Consider the following 21139-nt stretch of genomic DNA (forward strand, 5'->3'; position numbering starts at 1 on the left):
TACGGTCCCGACCCGACGCAATCGTGACATTTTAGTGAAACTCCAACCTGTCGCATCCGCTGGACTCTGCCCCGCGTGGCGCAGATACTGCGCGACATGAGTCTGCCCCCCGGTTTTCTGGATGAACTTCGCAGCCGCACCTCGCTTGCGCAGGTCGTGGGCCGCAAGGTCATGTGGGACAATCGCAAGTCGAACCAGGCCAAGGGCGACATGTGGGCGCCTTGCCCGTTCCACCAGGAAAAATCGCCCTCGTTCCACGTCGATGACCGCAAGGGGTTCTATTACTGCTTCGGCTGCCACGAGAAGGGCGATGCGCTCAGCTTCGTGCAGGCCACCGAGAATGTCGGCTTCATGGAAGCGGTCGAGATCCTCGCGCGCGAGGCCGGGATGACCATGCCCTCCCGTGATCCGCAGGCGCAGCAAAAGGCCGACCGGCGCGGCCTGATCGCCGAGGTGACCGAGGCCGCCGTCGCCTGGTACCGGATGCAGCTGCGCGCGGGCAGCGGTGGCGCGGCGCGCGACTATCTGGACGGGCGCGGGTTGGACGAGGCCGCCCAAGAACGGTTCGAGATCGGCTATGCCCCCAATGCAAGGCAGGGCGCGTTCCAGGCATTGAAGGACAAGGGCCATGCGCCCGAACTGATCGTCGCCGCCGGGATCGCCAGCCAGCCCGACGATGGCGGAAATCCTTATGACGCCTTCCGCGACCGCATCATGTTCCCGATCCGCGACCCGCGCGGGCGCTGCATCGGGTTCGGCGGGCGCGCGATGGACCCGAACGCGCGGGCGAAATACCTCAACTCCCGCGAGACCGAGCTGTTCGACAAGGGCCGCGCGCTCTACAATCACGGGCCTGCGCGCGAGGCGGCGGGCAAGGGCAAGCCGCTCATTGTGGCCGAGGGCTACATGGACGTGATCGCGCTGGACCGCGCCGGGTTCACGGCGTCCGTCGCGCCGCTTGGCACCGCGATCACCGAAAGCCAGTTGCAACTGCTGTGGCGCATCTCGGATGAGCCCGTCGTGGCGCTGGATGGCGACCGGGCGGGGCTTCAGGCCGCGTTGCGCCTCATCGACCTGGCGCTGCCTCTCTTGGAGGCCGGCAAATCGCTGCGCTTCTGCCTGATGCCCGAGGGGCAGGATCCCGACGACCTGATCAAGGCCAGGGGCGCGCGCGCCATGCAAGACCTGCTGGACAGCGCGCAGCCGATGGTCAACCTGCTCTGGCAGCGCGAGACCGAGGGGCGCAGCTTCGACAGCCCCGAACGCCGCGCCACGCTGGACAAATCGCTGCGCAGCGCGGTCGCCCGGATCAAGGATCCGTCGCTGAAACGGCATTACGGCCAGGCGCTGAACGACCTGCGGTTCCAGCTTTTCCGCGCCCCGCGCAAGGGCGGCACCTGGACGCCGTCGAAGGGGCGAAATGCTCCCGCCGCCCCCATGGCCCAGACCCGCGCCTCGGTTCTGGCCGCGGGCGCAATGTCTGACGCCGATATGCGCCACGCGCTGATCCTGGCCACGCTCTGCCTGACGCCCGCCCTGATCGACCGGTTCGAGCGCCAGATCGAACAGATGGCGCCCGCCAACCCCGATCACGCCCGGCTGGCGGGGATCCTCATGGCGACGCCGCATCGGGACCGCGACGCGCTTGCCGAGGCGCTGGACCGGGCTAATTTGACCCCTGCCCTTGAAACGCTGCTCAACCTTGGCCATGTCCGGATCGCACCCTGGATCCGCACCCCCGGCGACACCGAGAAGGCGGCGCGCTGCCTGGCCGAGGAGTTTGCCAAGCTGGCCGCCCGGCGCGGCATCCAGAACGAGATGACCGAGGCTTTGGAAGATCTGGACCATACCGACGAGGCGCGGCTGAACTGGCGGCTGAACCACGCGCTGCACGCCCGCCAGCAGGCCGATGCGCCGAAAACCAGCGACGGGGCGGCACCGGGCGAGGACGAGGGCGCGCTGTCGCGTCATCTCCGCGACTTGATAGACGGCAAGGCATGGGTCAAGAAAACCCGCTGATCCGGGTGTGCGAATCAGTGATTCGCAATTAGACATGTATCTTACGCGGGGACCGAATCACCTCGCCCGTGAAGGGGAAACCGAATGGCCAAAGACAACGACGATCGCAAACCCGACGGGGAAGAGGCAGATACCGGTCTCGACATGAGCCAGACCGCCGTCAAGAAGATGATCGCCGACGCAAGGGTCAAGGGCTACATCACCTACGATCAGCTGAACGCGGTCCTGCCGCCGGAACAGGTCAGTTCCGAGCAGATCGAGGACGTGATGTCGATGCTCTCCGAGATGGGCATCAACATCATCGAGGATGAAGAGGCCGAGGAGGAGGATAAGGGCTCGACCGAGATCGTCGAGACCTCGAAATCCCGCGAAGTGGCCGTCTCCGCCACCGCGACCGAAAAACTCGACCGCACCGACGACCCCGTGCGCATGTATCTGCGCGAGATGGGCAGCGTCGAACTGCTGTCCCGCGAGGGCGAGATCGCCATCGCCAAGCGCATCGAGGCCGGCCGCAACACGATGATCGCGGGGCTCTGCGAAAGCCCGCTGACCTTCCAGGCCATCACCATCTGGCGCGACGAATTGCTGGAAGAGGAAATCCTGCTGCGCGACGTGATCGACCTGGATGCCACCTTCGGCAGCACGCTGGAGGAGGACGGCGAGGTTGCCGCCCCCGTGGTCCCCGGCGCCGCCGCCCCCACGGCCAGTGACGAGACCGCGAAATCCGAAAAGACCCAGGAACTGGACGCTGACGGCAACCCCATCGCCACCGACGATGACGAGGATGAGGACGAGCAGGCCAATATGAGCCTCGCCGCGATGGAGGCCGCGCTGAAGCCGCGTGTGCTGGAAACGCTGGACCTGATCGCGCGCGACTATGCCAAGCTCAGCGAAATGCAGGATCTGCGCATCTCGGCCACGCTGAACGAGGATTCGAGCTTCTCCAAGTCCGAGGAGACGACCTATCAGAAACTGCGCGCCGAGATCGTGCTGCTGGTCAACGAGCTGCACCTGCATAACAACCGGATCGAAGCGTTGATCGACCAGCTTTACGGCATCAACCGCCGCGTCATGTCGATCGACAGCGGCATGGTCAAGCTCGCCGACCAGGCCCGCATCAACCGCCGCGAGTTCATCGAGGCCTATCGCGGCCATGAGCTGGACCCCTCCTGGGTCGAGCGGATGCAGGAGAAATCCGGCCGCGGGTGGGAGGCGCTCTTCGATCGTTCCATGGACCAGGTCGAAACCCTGCGGGGCGACATGGCGCAGGTGGGCCAGTATGTCGGGCTGGACATCTCCGAATTCCGCCGCATCGTGCAGCAGGTCCAGAAGGGCGAGAAGGAAGCCCGCCAGGCCAAGAAGGAGATGGTCGAAGCCAACCTGCGCCTGGTGATCTCCATCGCCAAGAAATACACCAACCGGGGCCTGCAATTCCTTGACCTGATCCAGGAAGGCAATATCGGCTTGATGAAGGCGGTCGACAAGTTCGAATACCGCCGGGGCTATAAATTCAGCACCTACGCGACCTGGTGGATCCGGCAGGCGATCACCCGCTCCATCGCGGATCAGGCCCGCACCATCCGCATCCCCGTGCACATGATCGAGACGATCAACAAGCTGGTGCGCACCGGTCGCCAGATGCTGCACGAGATCGGCCGCGAGCCGACGCCCGAGGAACTGGCCGAAAAGCTGCAGATGCCGCTGGAGAAGGTCCGCAAGGTGATGAAGATCGCCAAGGAACCGATTTCGCTGGAGACCCCCATCGGCGACGAGGAGGATTCGCAGCTCGGCGATTTCATCGAGGACAAGAACGCCGTCCTGCCCTTGGACAGCGCCATTCAGGACAACCTGAAAGAAACCACGACACGGGTGCTGGCCAGCCTCACCCCGCGCGAGGAACGGGTGCTGCGGATGCGCTTCGGAATCGGCATGAACACCGACCACACGCTTGAGGAAGTGGGCCAGCAGTTTTCGGTGACACGCGAGCGCATCCGCCAGATCGAGGCGAAGGCGCTCAGGAAGCTGAAACACCCGAGCCGGTCGCGGAAATTGCGGAGTTTCCTGGATCAGTGAGGGTTATCCAGCCGAAAGGCCACAAGGGATCGTTGAAATGGATGCAGCGGGCTGTCGAAAACCGGCCCGATCTGCTTCAACCCGCTGCCCTCGGGCCGATCGACTGGTTATCACCGCGCGCCGAGGATGAACATGCCGAATACCGCGACGCGGCGTTTCTAAGCCTGCTCGGGCTGGACCACTTGGCAGAGCCGCTTAGTCGCTTCTGGCCGAAACGTGGGCCCCAATGGGATGCCTTGGGTCGAGCGGGAGACAGCGTCGTTCTGGTCGAGGCCAAGGCCCATATCCCCGAATTCTTTAGCAGCCCGACGCAAAGCTCAGGCCGATCCCGAACACTTATCGAAAGTAGCCTCAACCAATGCAAGCAGCGCTTGGGTGTGGCAGAGGACCGCAATTGGATGCTGCATTTCTATCAATATGCCAATCGTCTGGCCCATCTGATCTGGCTGCGCGATCAAGGCGTTGACGCCCATCTGATGCTGGTCGGGTTTCTTGGCGATGTCGATTGCTCCGGCCCGACCTCACCCGAGGCCTGGCACGCCATGTATCAGACCGCTGAGCATGTCATGGGCATCCCGCAGCGCCACGCCTATCGGCGCTACATCCATCACCTGACCCCGGATGTCGCCAACCTCGCCTGAACCGTAGGGCAGGCACCCGCCCGGCTCCGCGCCCCCACTCCCCCCGTGCATCCTCATCCAACCTGTGCCACCATGCCGCCGACCTTGCCAAGGAGCGCGCCCATGTCCCTACTCTCCAAACTCTTCGGTTCCTCCAGCCCGAAAGAAGCCGAGGCTGAGACCTATCAGGGCTTCCGCATCACGCCCGAGCCGGTCAAGGAAGGCACTCAGTTCCGCCTCGGCGCGAAGATCGAGAAGGAGGTGGATGGCGAGTTGAAAACCCACAGCCTGATCCGCGCCGACACGTTCGGCTCCGAGGATCAGGCCGTCGAGATGGCCGTGGTCAAATCCAAGCAGCTGATCGACCAGATGGGTGACAAGCTGTTCTGATCCGTGCGGAGGGGAGACCCCCGCCTCCCGCGACCATCAAAACCGGACAAACCTGTCAGGAATTCCTGACAAACCTGTCAGAAATCACCGCAACGCGGCCCGCGCGGCGACGGATTTCATCGCCTCTTCCAACTCATGCACCGCCGTTCCGGCCATCGACCGGAACACCATGATCTCGAACGCCTCCGCCCCCACGCGCGCGATGACCGCATTCATGTGGCCAAGCAGGCTGCGCGCGACATGACCGCGTTTGAAGACACCGGGATTGAGGTCAATCGGCGTCAGCCGCGCCAGCACATCCTCGCCCCCCGCCCCCTCCAGCCGCATCAGCGCCCAGGCATCGGATTGATCGCTCAATGCCGCATGGGGTGCGAGCCCCGCATCAAGGCGGGCCCCGAGCACCATCGCCTGCCCCGCCCCGGTCCAGATCGCGCGGATGTCGCCCTTTCCCGTGCTGCGACCGGGGCCGGGCAAGGTGATCCCATGCGCCGATTTCAGCGCCTCCGACGCGACCTCCCATTTCCCCTCATAAGGCATGATCGAGGTGATCGCCTCGGGCGTGACCTCGGACAGGGTCACCGCCTCGACCTTGATCGGCAACAAGTCCGCGCAGGGTGTTTTCGCAATCAGATCAACCACGTAGCTTCTCCCCCTCCGGGTCATGGAAGACCGGGTCGCAGATCTCCACCAACGTCTCGACCCCGCGCAGGTGGTCGACCATCTTCATCCGATCCCCGATGCGCGACGGGCCATCGGACAGAAACCCGAGCCCGATGAAATGCCCCATCGTGGGCGAAAACCCGACCGAGGTGACATACCCCAGATCGTTGGCGGCGACCGGCGCGGCCCCCTCCTCGAACAGATGCGCGCCCGCCGTCAGCTGCTTGACCGCGCCGACGGGCTTCAGGCCGATAAGCCGCTCGCGCATCGGGTCTTGCAACCCCGCGCGGCTTGCCGCCGGTTTGCCGATGCACATCTTCCTGGCCGAAATCATCCGGTCCATCCCGATATCGAACGCGGTGATGCGGCCGTGAATTTCCGAATGAGTGATGAAGCCCTTTTCGATGCGCAGCACATTCAGCGCTTCCATCCCGTAAGCCCCGCCGCCAAGCGCCTCGGCCTGCGCCACCAGCAGGCGGTAGAGCGCATCGCCATAGCGCGCGGGCACCGCGATCTCATAGGCCTGTTCGCCGGAGAACGAGATCCGGAAGAGACGCGCCGCGACACCGGCCACGCCGACCTCGCCGCAGGCCATGAAGGGGAAGCTGTCATTGTCGATGGGGCTATCTAGCAGCGTGTTCAGAAGCTCCCGCGAACGCGGTCCGACGACGCCGAATTGCGCCCATTGCTCGGTGACGGAAATGGTGCGCAGGTTCAGGTCGGGGCGCAGACATTGCTGAACGAAATCAAGGTGTTTCATGACCTCGCCCGCCGCAGCGGTGGTGGTGGTCATGACGTAATGGGTCTCTCCGAGCCGCGCCGTGGTGCCGTCATCCATGACATGCCCATCCTCGCGCAGCATGAGGCCATAGCGCACGCGCCCCACCTTGAGCGTCGAGAACATGTTGGCATAGACAAAGTCCAGAAACGCCGCCGCATCCGGGCCCTGAATGTCGATCTTGCCGAGGGTCGAGACATCGCAGACCCCGACATGTGTCCGCACCATCGTCACCTCGCGGTCGCAGGCCTCGCGCCAGGTGGCCTCGCCCGGACGCGGGACATAGGAGGGGCGATACCACAGCCCCGCCTCGATCATCGGCGCGCCCCGCGCAACGCTGGCCTCGTGCGATGTGGTGAAGCGTTGCGGCGCGAACGCCTTACCCTGTCCGCCCGCGCCGATGGCCGCCAGGCTGACCGGCGCGAAGGGCGGGCGATAGGTGGTGGTGCCGGTTTCGGGAATGGCGCGGCCCGTGGCATCGGCCAGCAGCGCCAGCGCGCCGATATTGGAGTTCTTGCCCTGATCGGGCGCCATCCCTTGCGTCGTGTAGCGTTTCATATGCTCGACGGAACGGAAATTTTCCTGCGCCGCCAGCTTGATATCCTTGGAGGTCACGTCATTGGCGAAGTCCAGCCAGGCGCGACCCTTGCCCTCGACAAGCCACAGCGCGCGGGCCTTGCCGGGGCTGTCGCTGGCCTCGGGGATCTCCATCTCGGGCGCCTTGGCCCCCATCGCCTGCAACGCAGCCCCCGCCGCCGCGACCCCGGCGGAGAGGCACCGGGAGGTCGAATAGACCCCGTTGCAGGCCCCGGCGGGCGTCAGACCGGGCACCGCGCCCTCGGTGGGGACGAACGCGGCGATATCCTCGTTCCAGACCGGGCGGCCATTCATGTGACAGGTCAGGTGCAGGGTCGGGTTCCAGCCGCCCGAGACGCCGAGGCAATCGGTCTCGATCCTCTGCTCGGAGCCGCCCTGCCGGATGGTGATTTCGCGCAGCGCCTGACGGCCACGGGTCGAGATCACCTGCGCCCCGGCAAAGAGCGGATAGTCCCCCTGCGCCTGCGCGTCCGTGCGGCTATCCATGACCCCCGCCACCTCGACGCCAGCCGCCATCAGATCCAAGGCGGTGCGATGTGCGTCGTCATTTGTGGCAAAGAGCGTCACCTTGCGCCCCGCCGCCACGCCGTGGTGGTGCAGGTAGCTGCGGATCGCGCTGGCCATCATGATGCCGGGGCGGTCATTCATCGGGAAGGCAATGGGCCGCTCCAAAGCGCCCGCCGCCAGCACCGCCTGCCGCGCATGGATGCGCCAGAAACATTCCTGCGGCAGGTCGGGCGTCATGGGCAGGTGCAGGCCGACGCGTTCCAGCGCGCCATAGGTGCCGCCGTCATAGGCCCCGGTCACGGTGGTGCGGTTCATCAGGCGCACGCGGCCCGTCTCGTGCAGCGCCTCCAGCATCTCGGCGACCCAGTCGGGGCCGGGCTGGCCGTCCAGTTCCTCGGCCTCGGAGATAAGCCGCCCGCCGAAATGCGCGCTTTCCTCGGCCAGGATCACATCGGCCCCGCCCTCAGCCGCCGTCAGCGCCGCCATCAACCCGGTGGGGCCGGAACCGATCACCAGGATGTCGCAATGGGCAAAACCGGTCTCATACCGGTCCGGGTTGGCCTGACCGGAGAGCGACCCGAGACCCGCGGCACGGCGGATCACGGGTTCATAGATCTGTTCCCAGAAGGCGCGCGGCCACATGAAGGTCTTGTAGTAGAACCCCGCGCTGAGGAAATTCGGCAGCAGGTCATTGACCGACAGAAGGTCATGGCGCAGCGGTCCCATCCGGTTCTGGCTGTGTGCCTCAAGCCCTGCGAACACCTCCTGCATCGTGGCGCGCACATTGGGGGTTCTTGCCGCGCCTTGCCCGATCTCCATCAGCGCATTGGGCTCCTCGGAGCCCGCCGTCAGCACCCCGCGCGGGCGGTGGTACTTGAAGGACCGGCCCATGAGACGGACGCCGTTTGCCAGCAGCGCCGAGGCCAGCGTGTCGCCCTTGAAGCCCTGGAAGTTGCGCGCGTCGAAGGAGAAGTTCAGCGGCGTATCCCGGTCGATCCGGCCATATCCCTCGATCCGCATCAGCCGCGCCCCCGCTTGGCGTCGCGGGCAAGCTCCACCCGCAAGATGTCATGGGTGACGGTGTCGCGCTCGACCAGCAGCCAGGACGTGCAGCCGGCCCCGTGATACCACAGGTCGCGCGTCACGCCCGCCGGATTGTCACGCAGGTGCAGGTAGTCGTCCCAATCCGCGCTCCAGCCCTCGTCCCCGGGCCGGTCCAGATAGGTTTCATGCCCCATATAGGTGTATTCGCGGCTGTCGCGGTCCCCGCAGAGGGGGCATTTGATGCGCATCGTGTCTCTCCCCTCAATGCAGGTTGTGCTGGCTGCCCTTGGCCTCTTCATCCATGACGAGGCCGGTGTTGAACCGGTCCAGCCGGAACCGCGCGGCGGGCGCGTGATGGCGGTCGGTGGCAATCAGGTGGGCATAGGAAAAGCCCGATCCCGGCACCGCCTTGAAGCCGCCATAACACCAGCCCGCGTTGACATAGAGCCCCTCGACCGGGGCCTTGTCGATAATCGGCGAGCCGTCCGAGGACATGTCCATGATCCCGCCCCACGAGCGCAAGAGGCGCGCCTTGCCGATCATCGGCATCAGGGTCATGCCCGCCTCGATCACATGCTCTGCCGTGGGCAGGTTGCCGCGCGCGGCATAGGAGGCGTAGAAATCCAGGTCGCCGCCGAAGACCAGCCCGCCCTTGTCGGATTGGCTGATGTAGAAATGGCCCATGCCATAGGTCACGACATGGTCGATGCAAGGCTTCAGCCCCTCGGTGACGAAGGCTTGCAGGATATGGCTTTCAACGGGCAGGCGCAGCCCCGCCATGGCCGCAACCTGGCCAGAGCGTCCGGCAGCGGCCATCGCGACCTTTTTCGCCCGGATCGGCCCGCGCGAGGTCTGCACGCCTGTCACCCGCCCGTTCTCGATGTCGATCCCCGTGACCTCACATTGTTGTATAAGATCGACGCCGCGCATATCCGCCCCGCGCGCATAGCCCCAGGCCACCGCGTCATGGCGCGCGGTGCCGCCGCGTTTATGGTAGAGCCCGCCATAGATCGGGAACCGGGTCTGGTCATAGTCGAGATAGGGCAACAGCCGCCGACAGCCCGCATTGTCCAGCAGGATCGCGTCGTCGCCCTGGTTGATCATGGTGTTGCCGCGCCGCGCATAGGCATCGCGCTGGCCGTCTGAGTGAAACAGGTTGATGATGCCGCGCTGGCTGTGCATCACGTTGTAATTGAGCTCCTGCTCCATCCCCTCCCAGAGTTTCAGGGAATGGGAATAGAACTCGGAATTGCCGGGAAGCCCGTAATTGGCGCGCACGATGGTGGTGTTGCGGCCCACATTGCCGCCGCCGAGATAGCCGCGCTCCAGCACCGCGACATTGGTTATCCCGTGCTCCTTGGCGAGGTAGAAGGCGGTGGCCAGGCCATGCCCGCCGCCGCCGATGATCAGCACGTCATATTGCGGTTTCGGATCGGGGTCGCGCCAGGCGGGCTGCCAGCCCTTGTTGCCTGTCAGCCCCTGTTTCAGCACCTGCCAGCCGGAATATCGCATCGCCCCGCCCTTCCTGATCGCCTCAGGTTAAAGCACAGGGCCGGGCGGGGTTAAATGGCGGATGGCGACATCGGGGTGTCGGTTCTCGACGCGGGGTTCCGCCAGCGTCAGGTTCCGCCGCCCTCGACCCCGTCATCGCTGCCCGAGCCGTCATAGTAGAAGCCGTCGGTGCCCGTGGGCGACCCGTCGTTCTCATAGACGTAGGAGTTCCCGAGATTGGCGTTGAAATCCACCTGACCGGCAAATCGGGGGCGGGTCACGGTGAAGTTGACAAACTCCTGATCGGAGAGACCGACGTTGAAGGCCGGTCGGTGCGGCAGGAAGGTTTCGACCAGCAGCATCCGGTCGCCAAAGGCCATGATCGGGATCTGATCGACGATCGCGGGGAAATCCGAGGCGCGCAGATAGGTCAGCCCGTCGGTGCCATGGCTCCAGTCGATGCGGTAGCCACCCGTTTGCCGGGTGATCTGGGTGATCCGCAGCGAGGAGCCGGAGGTATTGCGGGTCAGGAACTGGAACACCTCGGCGAGCCCCTCGATATCGGTCGAGGAGATTGTGTTGGTCCGGCGCGACATCACGTCGGCCACGGAATAGGTCGCCTTGATCGAGGTGTTGTAGACGCGGAACGCATCGAAGAAGACGAAGCTGGCGATGAAGATCCAGGTCAGGATCGGCATCACGATCACCGCTTCCAGGGCGACGCTGGCATCGTCCCGGCGCCAGAAATTCCGGATCATCGCACGCATGTCATACCTCAATCGGGTTCGTTGACGAAGATGGTCGCCGCCATCAGGTGGACCGCGCCGGTATCGTCGCGGGTCAGTTCCAGACCTAGGCCCGAAATGGGCAGGATGCGGTCGACGGCGGCGCAGGCGCGCACCAGCATCAACTGGTTCTCGGCACCGGGGTTGAAGGTGTTGGCCGGTGTCACCGTACCGCTGCGGTCGATGCAGAGCGTCTGGTAATCGGGCAGCGCATAGGTGGTCTGATCAATCACCCGGAGGTCCAGCAGCAGCGCGTTGCCGCAATCGGGGATCAGCGGCGTGTTATCGCAGATATTGGTGCGGATCGCGTCATGGCTGACGCTGAGGCCCGAGGTCAGGCGCATGTAGCGCACGGCCCCGTCCAGCGCCTTTTCCAGCATCACCTGGCGCGTCAGCAGCATGGCCGTCTCGAAGGCCGCGATAAAGACGATCAGGATGATCGGGAAGACGATGACGAACTCGACCGTTGCGTTCGCGTCCTCGCGCTTCCAGAACCTCGACAGGTGTGACAAGCCCCTCATTTCCATCCCCTTACTGGATCAGCCGCAGCTGGTTGATGGATTGCGCGATGGAGGCGAAGGCTTCGCTGATCTCGATCCCGTTGGCGTCGTAGTAATGCGAGGGCGTGGTGGCGCAGTACTGCATCACGTCCTGTCCGCCCGGAGGCGCCTCGAAGGCGATGGTGAAGACGATCACGCCCTGCGCATTGGCCGCGTCGCAGATCGCGCGCAGGTTGGCATCGGCCTCGGACCGTCCGGCATAAAGCTCGATCGAGTCGTAGCGGATATCCTGGTAGAGGCCCCAGTCATTGCCGTAATACCAGTACTCGCCGGCCAGCATCCGGGCCGAGTAGTTGGCCCAGAGATCGACCCACTGAAGCTCGACCGCGTTGTCGTTCGAACCGTCATCGGGGTAGCTTCTGACCGCGCCGTTACGCTGCCAGTAATAGGTGTCTGAATCCGGGTCGTAGTTGGAGATATTGCCGTTGTCGGGATCGACGAAGACATTGGTGCCACCGCGCTTGCGCGTCTGGATCACGTCATACTGGTTGGTGTTTTCGCCATCCGTCATCAAGATGATGACCTTGAGGACTTCGGGTTCGTCATAGTCATAGGGGCGGCCGACGAAGTCGGGGTGAACCTCGCCATCGTCGATCAGTTCCTCCAGCGCGGGCCGCGCGGCGGGGTCGATCAGCCCGACGGCCCACCGCATCCCCAGGTCGATCGCCGTCCAGCCATTCGCGTTCAGGCTGTTGATACGGTCGTGCAGCTCATCCGCATCTTCGGACCAGGGCAGGATCGCGCCATAATCGGTCGTGGTGCAGTAGGGCGAACGGAAGGTGCGATAGCGGCCACGGTTGTTATAGTCGAAATGCGCGATGCGTTCGATGGCGACATCGGGGTCGATCGCGGTGCTGAAGTAATCGGCCTGGTCGAAGCGGGTACAGTTCGACTCGGTATGTTCATTCGACAGGGTGAAGACGCTGGCAATGGTGGAGCCCGCATTAACCATACCGTTATACGGGATGAGCGAGATCGACACATTCTGGTCCTCGCCATCGTCGGTGCCGTCCTCGGCATCGTTGATGGCCAGCATCGTGTCGACAAACTCGTTCGCCGCGTCGCGCATGTTGGCGATCTTGTTGTTCCATCCCATCGAGCCCGAGATATCCAGGACCATGGAAATCTCGATATCCATGATGCGTTCCTCGGCGGCGCCGCGTGCGGGCGATGTCAGGGCGCGCACGCCGAACATGTTCATGAAGTAGGACTGCATGTCCATTTCCGCCGAGGCCGAGACGCGGCGGTAGTTAAGCCCCTCCTCCACGTCCACATCGAGGCGGTAGTTTTCCAGCCCCGAGGTGGCGAAGTAATCGATCACGACCTCTTCGGGGTCTTCCATCTGGTTCAGGGCGGCGGCGGCCAGCACGGCGCGGTCAAGCGTGTATTGCAACTGCGTGCGCTGCGTCTCGTAGCGCATGACGTCGATGGCGATGCCGCCGGCGGCCAGCATCAGCACGAAGATCATCAGTGCGAAAATGGTGATGGTGCCGTCTTCTTCACGCGCGAAGCGCGCCAGCCAGCGACGCGAACGGCCCTTGGACGAGCAGCCCTTGGGCATGGAAAATTCCGATCTTTTCATCATCTTCAGCGCCTCGCGCAAGAACAGGTATAACGACCGATAGCGGTTCGGCCCAAAGCATGGATCGTTTAGAACCACGGCAGAATTTGGGCAGAATCGGGCTGGAAACACGGTGTTTTGGGATCGCGGACAATCGGCGGAGGCCGGATTTCCGCGCGGTTTCCCGGTTTCTTTCCCCGAATTGAAGGGTTTGCTTGATCGCTTGGCCAAGCTGTGGTCGGCTGCCCGGCAGGGGCCGCGATCCCGATTTCGGCCCCCAGGAACGCGACACAGGAGGAATTGCGATGTCCACCCAGGGAGAGCCGAGTTTCCGTCAGTCAGTTGACCTCATGTTCAACCGCGCCGCCGCGCTGATGGATCTGCCGCCCGGGCTGGAGGAGAAAATCCGCGTCTGCAACGCCACCTACACGGTGCGCTTCGGTGTCCGCCTGCGCGGCGAGATCCGCACCTTCACCGGCTACCGATCGGTCCATTCGGAGCATTTCGAGCCGGCCAAGGGCGGCATCCGCTACGCCCCCAACGTGCATCAGGACGAGGTCGAGGCGCTGGCCGCGCTGATGACCTACAAATGCGCCCTGGTCGAGGCGCCCTTCGGCGGCTCGAAGGGGGGGCTTTGCATCGACCCGCGCGAATACGAGGATTTCGAGCTGGAACAGATCACGCGCCGCTTTGCCTATGAGCTGATCAAGCGCGACATGATCAACCCGGCGCAGAACGTCCCCGCCCCCGACATGGGCACCGGCGAGCGCGAGATGGCGATCATCGCCGACCAGTTCGCGCGCATGAACACCACCGACATCAACGCCAAGGCCTGCGTCACCGGCAAACCGCCCCATGCGGGTGGCATCCAGGGTAGGGTCGAGGCAACCGGGCGCGGCGTCGAATATGCCTTGCAGGAATTCTTCCGCCACCCCGAGGACGTGGCCAAGGCGGGGCTCTCCGGCAAGCTGGACGGCAAGCGGATCATCGTCCAGGGCCTTGGCAATGTGGGCTATCACGCGGCGCAGTTCCTCTCGACCGAGGACGGGTCGATCATCACCCATATCATCGAACGCGACGGCGCGCTGGAGAACCCCAAGGGCCTCAATGTCAACGCGGTACGCGACTGGATCGCGGAGCATGGCGGCGTCAAGGACTGCCCGGAAGGCACCTACCACGCCGACGGGCTGCGCATGCTGGAGGCGGAATGCGACATCCTCATCCCCGCCGCCATCGAGGGCGTGATCAACATGCACAACGCCACGCGCATCAAGGCCCCGCTGATCATCGAGGCTGCGAACGGCCCGATCACGGCGGGCGCGGACGAGATCCTGCGCAAGCACGGCTGCGTCATCATCCCCGACCTCTACGCCAATGCCGGCGGCGTGACGGTGTCCTATTTCGAATGGGTCAAGAACCTCAGCCATATCCGCTTTGGTCGGATGCAGCGCCGCCAGGAGGAAGCGCGCCACCAGTTGATCGTTGACGAGCTGGAGCGCCTGGACCAGCACCTGGGCGGGGCCTGGTCGATGACGCCCGATTTCAAGGAAAGATACCTGCGCGGCGCGGGTGAGCTTGAGCTGGTGCGCTCGGGGCTGGATGACACGATGCGCACGGCCTACCAGTCGATGCGCGAGGTCTGGCACAGCCATAACGAGGTCAGCGACCTGCGCACGGCGGGCTTCATGGTCGCCATCGGGCGGGTGGCCTCCAGCTACCGGGCCAAGGGCCTCTGAACACGCCCGCGCGGGGGCGCGGTCACATGTCCCCGCGCCGCTCGGCCAGCATGACCGAGATCAGGTCGGCCACCGATTTGGTCTGCGACCCTGACGTCACGCCGCCCACCATCACCATTCGCCCCCTTCGCCACCACAGGCCCGGCGCGGTGGCGCGCGGGCGCCTTTCATGCAGGCTGATGCGGAACCCGGCGGCGGGTTTGAAGGCGAAAAAGCCGCGATCCACAGATCTGATATTGTCGATCCGCGCCAGCACGCGGCCATTTTCCTCGCGCAATTCCTCACGCGTCAGTTCCAGCACCACGGCGGAGGCGGACCAGATCATCCAGGACAGCCACAGCGCCCCCGCGCCGATGGCCACGAGGAACAGCAGCCAGGCGGTCGAGACCGGCGGCGTCGTCACCGCGATCAGCAGCAGAAGCGAGCCGAGCAGGCCCAACATCCCCGTCGCCACGACCCGGCGCGGGCCGTTGGGGGTGATGCGTTCGATAACCTCATCGGGGTCTGACATGGACGGGCGCTCCCTCTTGGCTGCCCCCCTCTACCCCGGTTTCGCGGGCTTGGCGAGGGATCACGCCCGGCGCACCTCGTGGCCCGGTTCCTCCGGTTCATCATCAACCATTTCCGCCGGAAACCCCTCGGCGAGGATGCTGAGGCCCGTCGCATCCTCCAGCCGCCGGATGATGTTGGGCGACAGCTCCCGCGCGCCGTAGCGGGCGATGCCATCCGCGAAAATCTTCATCATCAGCGGGTTCATCTCCAACGGGATACCGGCCCGATCCGCGACCTCCTGAAAGAGGCCGATATCCTTGGCGACAAGGTCCATGGTAAAGCTGATGTCGCGGCTGCCATTCAGGATCACCTGGCTTTCGGTCTCATGCACAAAGCTGGTGCCCGAGGAAATCCGGATCGCCTCATAGGCGGTGCCAAGATCCATCCCCGCCCCCTTGGCCACGGTCAGCGCCTCGGCGCAGGTGATCAGGTTGGCCGTCGCCAGGTAATTGGTGATCACCTTGAGGATCGAGGCCGAGCCGATCTCGCCGGTATGCAGCACCCGGCGGCCAAGCGTGGTCAGGACCGGCAGGATGATTTCGAACGTCGCCCGGTCACAACCCGCGAAGATCGAGATATTGCCGGTATCGGCCCGGTGACAGCCGCCCGAAACCGGGCAATCGACCGCCCTGCCGCCCGACGCGATCACCTTGGCCCCGAGCCGCTTGACCTCGGCCTCGTCGGTCGTGCTCATTTCCATCCAGATCTTGCCCGGGCGCATCCCTTCCAGCAGACCCTCCGGCCCCTCGACCACCGCCGCCGAGATGTCGGGGCGCGGCAGACAGGTGATGACGGCATCGCAGGCGCGCATCATTTGTGCCGGACTGTCGCCTGCCGTCGCCCCGCGCGCCACGAATTCCCCGACCAGCACCGGGTCCAGATCGCGCACCGTCACGTCCCATCCATTGCGAATGAGCGACCCCGCCAGTTTGCCGCCCACATTGCCAAGCCCGATAAACCCGATCTTCATGTCCTGCCCCCTTCTGGTTTCGGTCAGACTTGCCGCGCCACGGACCGCTGTCTGGCCTGAAACCGACCCTTGCAGAGACGCACAGGCCCCGTTTGCGGCTGTGCGATTGTGTGAGGGCGGGCGCGCCCCTACCTTTCCTGACAAGACAGGACAAGGAGACGCCCCCATGTCGATCCGACCCATTCTTGAAACCCGCCCGGCGCAACCGACGATGGAAGGCGCGGGCGTCAAGCTGCACCGCGCCTTCGGGTTCCAGGATCCCAGCGAGCTGGACCCGTTCCTCCTCTTCGACGATTTTCGTGGCGAGCGACCGTCTGACTATCAGGCGGGCTTTCCCTGGCACCCGCATCGCGGGATCGAGACGATCACCTATGTGCTGGCCGGATCGGTGGAGCATGGCGACAGCTTGGGCAATTCGGGCACGCTGGACGCAGGATCGGTGCAATGGATGACGGCGGGATCCGGCATCTTGCACCAGGAAATGCCCTCGGGCAACGCGGCGGGGCAGATGCACGGGTTCCAGCTTTGGGGCAACCTGCCCTCGTCGCTGAAGATGACCGCGCCGCGCTACCAGGACATTCGCGGCACCGATATCCCCGAGGTGGTAGATGATGACGGCACCCGCGTGAAGGTCATCACCGGCGCGTTCTGGGGCAAGCGCGGGCCCGTCGACGGCATCGCCGCCGATCCCCAATACCTGGATGTCACCGTGCCCGCGGGCGTCAAAAAGACATTCCGCATCGACACTTACCGCCGCGCCTTCGCCTATGTGTTCGAAGGCGCGGGGGCCTTTGCCGACGCCTCTTCGCCCACCGGGGTGCGGCTGGAAAAGGAGGTGATGGGCCTGGAGGTCAACATGCGTGACCTGTCCGGCAACCGGACCCTCATCCGGTTTGGCACCGGCGACGAGGTCACGGTGCAGGCGGGCGAGGAGGGCGTGCGGTTCCTGCTGATATCAGGCGCCCCGATCGAGGAGCCCGTGGCCTGGCATGGGCCCATCGTGATGAACACGCAGGAGGAATTGCGCACCGCGATGCGCGACCTCAGGAACGGGACTTTCCTTAGGCCACAGCATTGAGGGGGGATGCGCTCGGTCGACCGAGCGCATCTGCGGCCCGTCGACGGGCCGCCCACCCTCGCCTCTTACGGATCAGACCAGCCCGCGCCAGCGCAGCACGACAATGACCAGCGCGATGATCACGACCAGCTGAAACGCCACGCCTGCGGCGAAATTGGCCCGCGCGCGCGCGCGCCTCGCCTGCGGGTTCAGCCGCGTGAGATGGCGTTCAACGAGGGCCGCATCCTCGGCCAAGCCCGTGTGATCCGTGACCCGCGCCAGCTTGGGGTTCCCGATCTGCGCGCCGGTCTCGATGATGCGCTGCGCCGCCTGCCGGGGTTTGCGCGGCAGCAGGCGTCCGGAATGGCGGAACGTGGCGGGGAAGTCCTCGCCCTTCGCGCCCAGTTGTCGGATCATCAGATCGTGCAACCGCGCGCTGGTTTCCGCGTAGTCCTCCTGCTCGACCGCCATCGCCTGTCCCCTTTCTGGCGCAGGAGCCTAGCGCGCAGGTCTGGCCCCGACAACCGCTCTGGCACCGCCGCGCGCGATGGGGTAGCGATGGGATCATGCTCAACACCACCCTCACCGGATCCGCCACCGACGCCCCCCCGCTTCTGATCGCCCACGGGCTGTTCGGATCGGCGCGCAACTGGAACGTCATCGCCAAGCGGTTGTCGGATCGCGGCCAGGTGATCTCGGTCGACATGCGCAACCACGGCGAAAGCCCGCGTGAGCCGGTGCAGGATTATGCAGGCATGGCCGAGGACTTGGCGGAAGTCATTGACTCCCATGGCGGAAAGGCGGATGTCCTGGGCCATTCCATGGGCGGCAAGGCGGCGATGATGCTGGCCCTGACGCGGCAGGGGCTGATCCGCAAACTGGTCGTCGCCGATATCGCGCCGGTCGCCTATGGCCATAGCCAGAGCCATCTGATCGAGGCGATGCGGAATGTCGATCTGGACAAGGTCGAGACCCGCCGCGATGCCGATGAGGCGATGCAAGGCGCGGTGCCAGAGGCCGGTGTGCGCGCGTTTCTTCTGCAATCTCTGGACGTTAAGGGCCAGGCATGGCGGTTGAACCTCGATGTTCTGGAGGCCGATATGGACAAGATCACCGGCTGGCCCGAGGGGATCGCGGGCCAGTTTGACGGTCCGGTGCTGATGCTGTCCGGGGCCGAGTCGGACTATGTCCTGACCGACCATCGCGACCGCATCCGGGCGCATTTCCCCGCCGCGCGCTTCGCCAAGATCCCCGGCGCGGGCCATTGGCTGCATGCCGACAAGCCCCGCGAGTTCGAGGCTGCGGTCCGGATTTTCCTCGACGCGTGAAGGGGTTACTGCAGGTGCCGGATTTTCTGCGCGACGACCCAAGCCGCCGGAAGCCCAAGCAACGCGCCCAGGACGGCCCCTGCCACGATGGGTTGCGAGCCGGCCAGTCCCATAGACAGCACCGCGATGACGCCGGCGCCCGCCAGCGAGGTGCCGATGATGGTGAACATGAGGAAAAACAGTCTCATACAGGCAATCTCCCGAATATGGCGCGCTTTCACGAACCGGGATAGCGGCGCGGCCCGGCGCGCGCCTTGATCTGGGACAGATTGGGGGACGAAAAATGCGGAAGACGCCGGGGGATCGGGCAGAGCCCAATCACATGTCTTGCGACACATCCCGACGCCTTCCAATGAACCTTTATCCCCCCAAAGGGCATCCGGCCCAGTTTGCATTGGGACTCGCATCCCGCCGCTGTCACGGTCTTGACCCGAGGGCCGTTTCCATGACGCGCCATCTGCCTTGGGCCCATGACCCGGTCCGCTAAAGATCTGAAAGAACTCAGCTTTCCTTCTGTCACACTCCCTGCGATCTTGCAGTCCGACCCGGTACCGAAGCCCGGTCACGGCCTTGCGCGATCCCATTCAGGTGTCTTGCGCCCCGCTGTCGGAGCGTGAGCCCCTTGGCGGTAAGATGAGGATGTCCCGGGACACCGATTCGGCCAAGAAAATAGCAGTGCAGCATGATTTTTTTCTGGGGATTGCGTGGGGGTAAGCCTGTGGAAATCCGGGGGATACGGGGCGGAAACCTGAACGGTTTCGCGGGGTTATGGCGACCGTTTCGGGCGGGTGTCGGCGGCGCCGGAATGCTGCGGGTGCGAAGGGGTTTTCGGGGCGAAATCCGGTGTACACCCCCTGTACACCCCCCGATGCGCCCCCCGTACAGACGCGGGCGGCGGGCAGGTCACCCCAACCGCTCGGGCGGCCAGGCCGAATCCGCCCGCTTGATCGCATTGGTCACCCAGATGCCGAGCGGCACGCCCAATACGACCCCGACGACCCCGGAAATCGCGAAGGCCCACCAAGTGTAGAACCCGAGGGCCAGGGCGACGATCACGACTGTGCCCGCGATACTGGCGACGAAAAGGGGAATGTTGAACCACCGCAACCCTGGGTGGCGGCGCAATGAGCGATGCGTAGCCATGATGGCACCTCCGTTCTTTACCTGTTATTAACGCCGGGATCGGGAGTGCGGTTCCATGCGGGTCGGTGGTGGGGAGCATCGGTGGTGAGATGGGTCGGGTGTAGCGCTTGATACAAGACGCAAAGGACGGTTCGAGGCATAGGGCAGTATCTTGTCCGACGTTCCGTGGGCGGGTCGCAGTTGCGGTGGGAGTGAACTCCCACCGCACCTATGCTTGCTTGGACGCAACACAATTGAGTATAGCCCAAAGTCAGTCTCCAGTATTAATATCCATGGCCTCTATCGAATCGATAGACGAAACTGGCAGAAACGTTACAGTTTCAATGGTGTAACTTCGAACCGGGCGCAGTAGCCTTCGATTCTCACAACCACCATTTGTCTCAATAACAAACGCTCCTTGTGCCGTTGGCAGAAACAACGCAGCGTCACTTTCCAGAAATGTAGATGTCACCGAAGGTGGTCGACAGATCGCCTGTGCCGACACAAAGAAACCAAGGACAATGCCAGCCACCGACAATTGCAACGCAATCATTGACAAGAAATAGGATATTGCTCTCTCCGGCGACACTCCTTTTGGCACTTTTCCAAGAAAGAATGTGCTTGACCAATCGGTGCCTTTTGATATCCGAAAGAAATATCCAAAAATCTGAAACCCAATAGGAATCGAGATCAACAGGTAGATAGTAATAAATTTCCAAAAAGACGCCCCAAGCACACTTAGTGAAACAAATCCAATAGATACAAGTACTTGCACTGGAAACTGGTACTTCCTGAGTTTCTTAACAACTATGATGGAATAATACACAGTTAACTTCGGTAAAAGCACTCGGATCAACCCATTGCTGTACATCGACTTGAAGAGGATGTTTACGTAGATAACACTAAGCCTTGCGAATACCAACCCGACCCCGATGGGCAAAAACAGGGAGAACATTAAGTTTGTGACGCTATAGAAATCAACAAATGAGCGGATACTTCGCGGTATAACTGACAAATAGGTGAATGAGTAGATCGAGGAAAGTCCGACAAAAGCTCCTAGAACGCCTAAAATGCTTTTAATAAGGCCGTGCTTTTCGACAAAAAGTTGAGCAAACTTTATCATAAACTCCTCTGGCAACTCGGCCAATCGAACACAGCGGTTCCAGCTAGGCAGGTATATGTTCGAACGCCAACGAGATTTCTGCCATCCAACTATCTTCAACGCCGAAATGACACGCCGCCAAACATCTGTGTGGGCAAGCCAAACGCTGCCGCCCACCGTCACTCAA

20 protein-coding genes are annotated in these 21139 nt (G+C 63.7%); 7 read left to right on the forward strand and 13 right to left on the reverse strand.

Translation table 11 applies throughout. From position 1 onward, the window contains the following. The first annotated feature begins 96 nt into the window (after positions 1-96). From dnaG to HNS34_RS14140, 4 genes are all read left to right on the forward strand, one after another. A complete protein-coding gene (gene dnaG / locus HNS34_RS14125; RefSeq protein WP_172320735.1) occupies positions 97-2019 on the forward strand; it encodes a DNA primase in 1923 nt (640 codons plus the stop codon). Positions 2020-2103: 84 nt separating this feature from the next. After that, positions 2104-4092, forward strand: a complete 1989-nt coding sequence (rpoD, locus tag HNS34_RS14130; RefSeq protein WP_172320736.1) for an RNA polymerase sigma factor RpoD — start codon at positions 2104-2106, stop codon at positions 4090-4092. Between the two features lie 41 nt (positions 4093-4133). Then, a complete protein-coding gene (locus HNS34_RS14135; protein WP_172320737.1) occupies positions 4134-4733 on the forward strand; it encodes a hypothetical protein in 600 nt (199 codons plus the stop codon). Between the two features lie 102 nt (positions 4734-4835). Next, positions 4836-5102 (forward strand): HlyU family transcriptional regulator, encoded by a 267-nt coding sequence (locus HNS34_RS14140; protein WP_172320738.1) that lies wholly within the window; start codon positions 4836-4838, stop codon positions 5100-5102. Positions 5103-5186: 84 nt separating this feature from the next. Here HNS34_RS14140 and HNS34_RS14145 read toward each other — a convergent pair whose 3' ends face one another. The 7 genes from HNS34_RS14145 to HNS34_RS14175 all read right to left on the reverse strand — a co-directional run bounded on the left by HNS34_RS14145 (position 5187) and on the right by HNS34_RS14175 (position 13106). Next, a complete protein-coding gene (locus HNS34_RS14145; protein ID WP_235952740.1) occupies positions 5187-5702 on the reverse strand; it encodes a sarcosine oxidase subunit gamma in 516 nt (171 codons plus the stop codon). A 31-nt stretch (positions 5703-5733) separates the two neighbouring features. Continuing rightward, positions 5734-8664 (reverse strand): sarcosine oxidase subunit alpha family protein, encoded by a 2931-nt coding sequence (locus HNS34_RS14150; protein ID WP_172320740.1) that lies wholly within the window; start codon positions 8662-8664, stop codon positions 5734-5736. After that, positions 8664-8936 (reverse strand): sarcosine oxidase subunit delta, encoded by a 273-nt coding sequence (locus HNS34_RS14155; protein WP_172320741.1) that lies wholly within the window; start codon positions 8934-8936, stop codon positions 8664-8666. The genes HNS34_RS14150 and HNS34_RS14155 overlap by 1 nt, the downstream gene beginning before the upstream one ends. A 13-nt stretch (positions 8937-8949) precedes the next feature. Next, on the reverse strand, positions 8950-10200 hold the full coding sequence (locus HNS34_RS14160) for a sarcosine oxidase subunit beta family protein (protein ID WP_172320742.1): 1251 nt from the start codon (positions 10198-10200) through the stop codon (positions 8950-8952). A gap of 107 nt (positions 10201-10307) precedes the next feature. Beyond that, positions 10308-10946: a TadE/TadG family type IV pilus assembly protein gene (locus HNS34_RS14165; protein WP_172320743.1), complete on the reverse strand. Its 639-nt coding sequence runs from the start codon at positions 10944-10946 to the stop codon at positions 10308-10310. Between the two features lie 8 nt (positions 10947-10954). Then, complete coding sequence (locus HNS34_RS14170) at positions 10955-11485, reverse strand: TadE/TadG family type IV pilus assembly protein (RefSeq protein WP_172320744.1); 531 nt, start codon at positions 11483-11485, stop codon at positions 10955-10957. A 10-nt stretch (positions 11486-11495) separates the two neighbouring features. Then, the gene (locus HNS34_RS14175) at positions 11496-13106 is read right to left on the reverse strand and encodes a TadE/TadG family type IV pilus assembly protein (protein WP_172320745.1); all 1611 of its coding nucleotides are present in this window, start codon (positions 13104-13106) and stop codon (positions 11496-11498) included. 284 nt (positions 13107-13390) lie between these two features. Here HNS34_RS14175 and HNS34_RS14180 point away from each other — a divergent pair, with 284 nt between their 5' ends. Then, positions 13391-14821, forward strand: a complete 1431-nt coding sequence (locus HNS34_RS14180; RefSeq protein WP_172320746.1) for a Glu/Leu/Phe/Val family dehydrogenase — start codon at positions 13391-13393, stop codon at positions 14819-14821. A 22-nt stretch (positions 14822-14843) separates the two neighbouring features. Here the strand turns inward: HNS34_RS14180 and HNS34_RS14185 are convergent, their stop codons facing one another. Both HNS34_RS14185 and HNS34_RS14190 read right to left on the reverse strand, forming a co-directional pair. Beyond that, positions 14844-15332 carry a hypothetical protein gene (locus tag HNS34_RS14185; RefSeq protein WP_214647493.1) on the reverse strand — a complete coding sequence of 163 codons (489 nt, stop codon included), beginning with the start codon at positions 15330-15332 and terminating at the stop codon, positions 14844-14846. A 60-nt stretch (positions 15333-15392) separates the two neighbouring features. After that, the gene (locus tag HNS34_RS14190) at positions 15393-16343 is read right to left on the reverse strand and encodes an NAD(P)-dependent oxidoreductase (RefSeq protein WP_172320747.1); all 951 of its coding nucleotides are present in this window, start codon (positions 16341-16343) and stop codon (positions 15393-15395) included. Between the two features lie 166 nt (positions 16344-16509). Between HNS34_RS14190 and HNS34_RS14195 the strand changes: the two genes are divergently transcribed. Continuing rightward, positions 16510-17421 carry a pirin family protein gene (locus tag HNS34_RS14195; protein WP_172320748.1) on the forward strand — a complete coding sequence of 304 codons (912 nt, stop codon included), beginning with the start codon at positions 16510-16512 and terminating at the stop codon, positions 17419-17421. Positions 17422-17493: 72 nt separating this feature from the next. Here the strand turns inward: HNS34_RS14195 and HNS34_RS14200 are convergent, their stop codons facing one another. Further along, on the reverse strand, positions 17494-17871 hold the full coding sequence (locus HNS34_RS14200; RefSeq protein WP_172320749.1) for a hypothetical protein: 378 nt from the start codon (positions 17869-17871) through the stop codon (positions 17494-17496). A gap of 95 nt (positions 17872-17966) precedes the next feature. Here HNS34_RS14200 and HNS34_RS14205 point away from each other — a divergent pair, with 95 nt between their 5' ends. Next, positions 17967-18728: an alpha/beta fold hydrolase gene (locus tag HNS34_RS14205; RefSeq protein ID WP_172320750.1), complete on the forward strand. Its 762-nt coding sequence runs from the start codon at positions 17967-17969 to the stop codon at positions 18726-18728. 5 nt (positions 18729-18733) lie between these two features. On the opposite strand, the gene HNS34_RS14210 is transcribed toward HNS34_RS14205, so the two are convergent. From HNS34_RS14210 to HNS34_RS14220, 3 genes are all read right to left on the reverse strand, one after another. Beyond that, the gene (locus HNS34_RS14210; RefSeq protein ID WP_172320751.1) at positions 18734-18916 is read right to left on the reverse strand and encodes a hypothetical protein; all 183 of its coding nucleotides are present in this window, start codon (positions 18914-18916) and stop codon (positions 18734-18736) included. A 715-nt stretch (positions 18917-19631) separates the two neighbouring features. After that, a complete protein-coding gene (locus HNS34_RS14215; RefSeq protein WP_172320752.1) occupies positions 19632-19871 on the reverse strand; it encodes a hypothetical protein in 240 nt (79 codons plus the stop codon). Between the two features lie 250 nt (positions 19872-20121). After that, positions 20122-21135: a hypothetical protein gene (locus HNS34_RS14220; RefSeq protein WP_172320753.1), complete on the reverse strand. Its 1014-nt coding sequence runs from the start codon at positions 21133-21135 to the stop codon at positions 20122-20124. Positions 21136-21139: the final 4 nt, after the last annotated feature.

It is taken from the genome of Alterinioella nitratireducens, from assembly GCF_013155465.1.
Classification (GTDB): Bacteria; Pseudomonadota; Alphaproteobacteria; order Rhodobacterales; family Rhodobacteraceae; genus Alterinioella; species Alterinioella nitratireducens.

Excerpts from the sequence above, each read along its gene's own strand:
- dnaG (WP_172320735.1), top strand. The coding sequence starts at position 97 with ATGAGTCTGCCCCCCGGTTTTCTGGATGAACTTCGCAGCCGCACCTCG.
- rpoD (WP_172320736.1), top strand. The coding sequence starts at position 2,104 with ATGGCCAAAGACAACGACGATCGCAAACCCGACGGGGAAGAGGCAGAT.
- HNS34_RS14135 (WP_172320737.1), top strand. The coding sequence starts at position 4,134 with ATGCAGCGGGCTGTCGAAAACCGGCCCGATCTGCTTCAACCCGCTGCC.
- HNS34_RS14140 (WP_172320738.1), top strand. The coding sequence starts at position 4,836 with ATGTCCCTACTCTCCAAACTCTTCGGTTCCTCCAGCCCGAAAGAAGCC.
- HNS34_RS14150 (WP_172320740.1), bottom strand. The coding sequence starts at position 8,664 with ATGCGGATCGAGGGATATGGCCGGATCGACCGGGATACGCCGCTGAAC.
- HNS34_RS14155 (WP_172320741.1), bottom strand. The coding sequence starts at position 8,936 with ATGCGCATCAAATGCCCCCTCTGCGGGGACCGCGACAGCCGCGAATAC.
- HNS34_RS14160 (WP_172320742.1), bottom strand. The coding sequence starts at position 10,200 with ATGCGATATTCCGGCTGGCAGGTGCTGAAACAGGGGCTGACAGGCAAC.
- HNS34_RS14165 (WP_172320743.1), bottom strand. The coding sequence starts at position 10,946 with ATGCGTGCGATGATCCGGAATTTCTGGCGCCGGGACGATGCCAGCGTC.
- HNS34_RS14170 (WP_172320744.1), bottom strand. The coding sequence starts at position 11,485 with ATGAGGGGCTTGTCACACCTGTCGAGGTTCTGGAAGCGCGAGGACGCG.
- HNS34_RS14175 (WP_172320745.1), bottom strand. The coding sequence starts at position 13,106 with ATGAAAAGATCGGAATTTTCCATGCCCAAGGGCTGCTCGTCCAAGGGC.
- HNS34_RS14180 (WP_172320746.1), top strand. The coding sequence starts at position 13,391 with ATGTCCACCCAGGGAGAGCCGAGTTTCCGTCAGTCAGTTGACCTCATG.
- HNS34_RS14185 (WP_214647493.1), bottom strand. The coding sequence starts at position 15,332 with ATGTCAGACCCCGATGAGGTTATCGAACGCATCACCCCCAACGGCCCG.
- HNS34_RS14190 (WP_172320747.1), bottom strand. The coding sequence starts at position 16,343 with ATGAAGATCGGGTTTATCGGGCTTGGCAATGTGGGCGGCAAACTGGCG.
- HNS34_RS14195 (WP_172320748.1), top strand. The coding sequence starts at position 16,510 with ATGTCGATCCGACCCATTCTTGAAACCCGCCCGGCGCAACCGACGATG.
- HNS34_RS14200 (WP_172320749.1), bottom strand. The coding sequence starts at position 17,871 with ATGGCGGTCGAGCAGGAGGACTACGCGGAAACCAGCGCGCGGTTGCAC.
- HNS34_RS14205 (WP_172320750.1), top strand. The coding sequence starts at position 17,967 with ATGCTCAACACCACCCTCACCGGATCCGCCACCGACGCCCCCCCGCTT.
- HNS34_RS14210 (WP_172320751.1), bottom strand. The coding sequence starts at position 18,916 with ATGAGACTGTTTTTCCTCATGTTCACCATCATCGGCACCTCGCTGGCG.
- HNS34_RS14215 (WP_172320752.1), bottom strand. The coding sequence starts at position 19,871 with ATGGCTACGCATCGCTCATTGCGCCGCCACCCAGGGTTGCGGTGGTTC.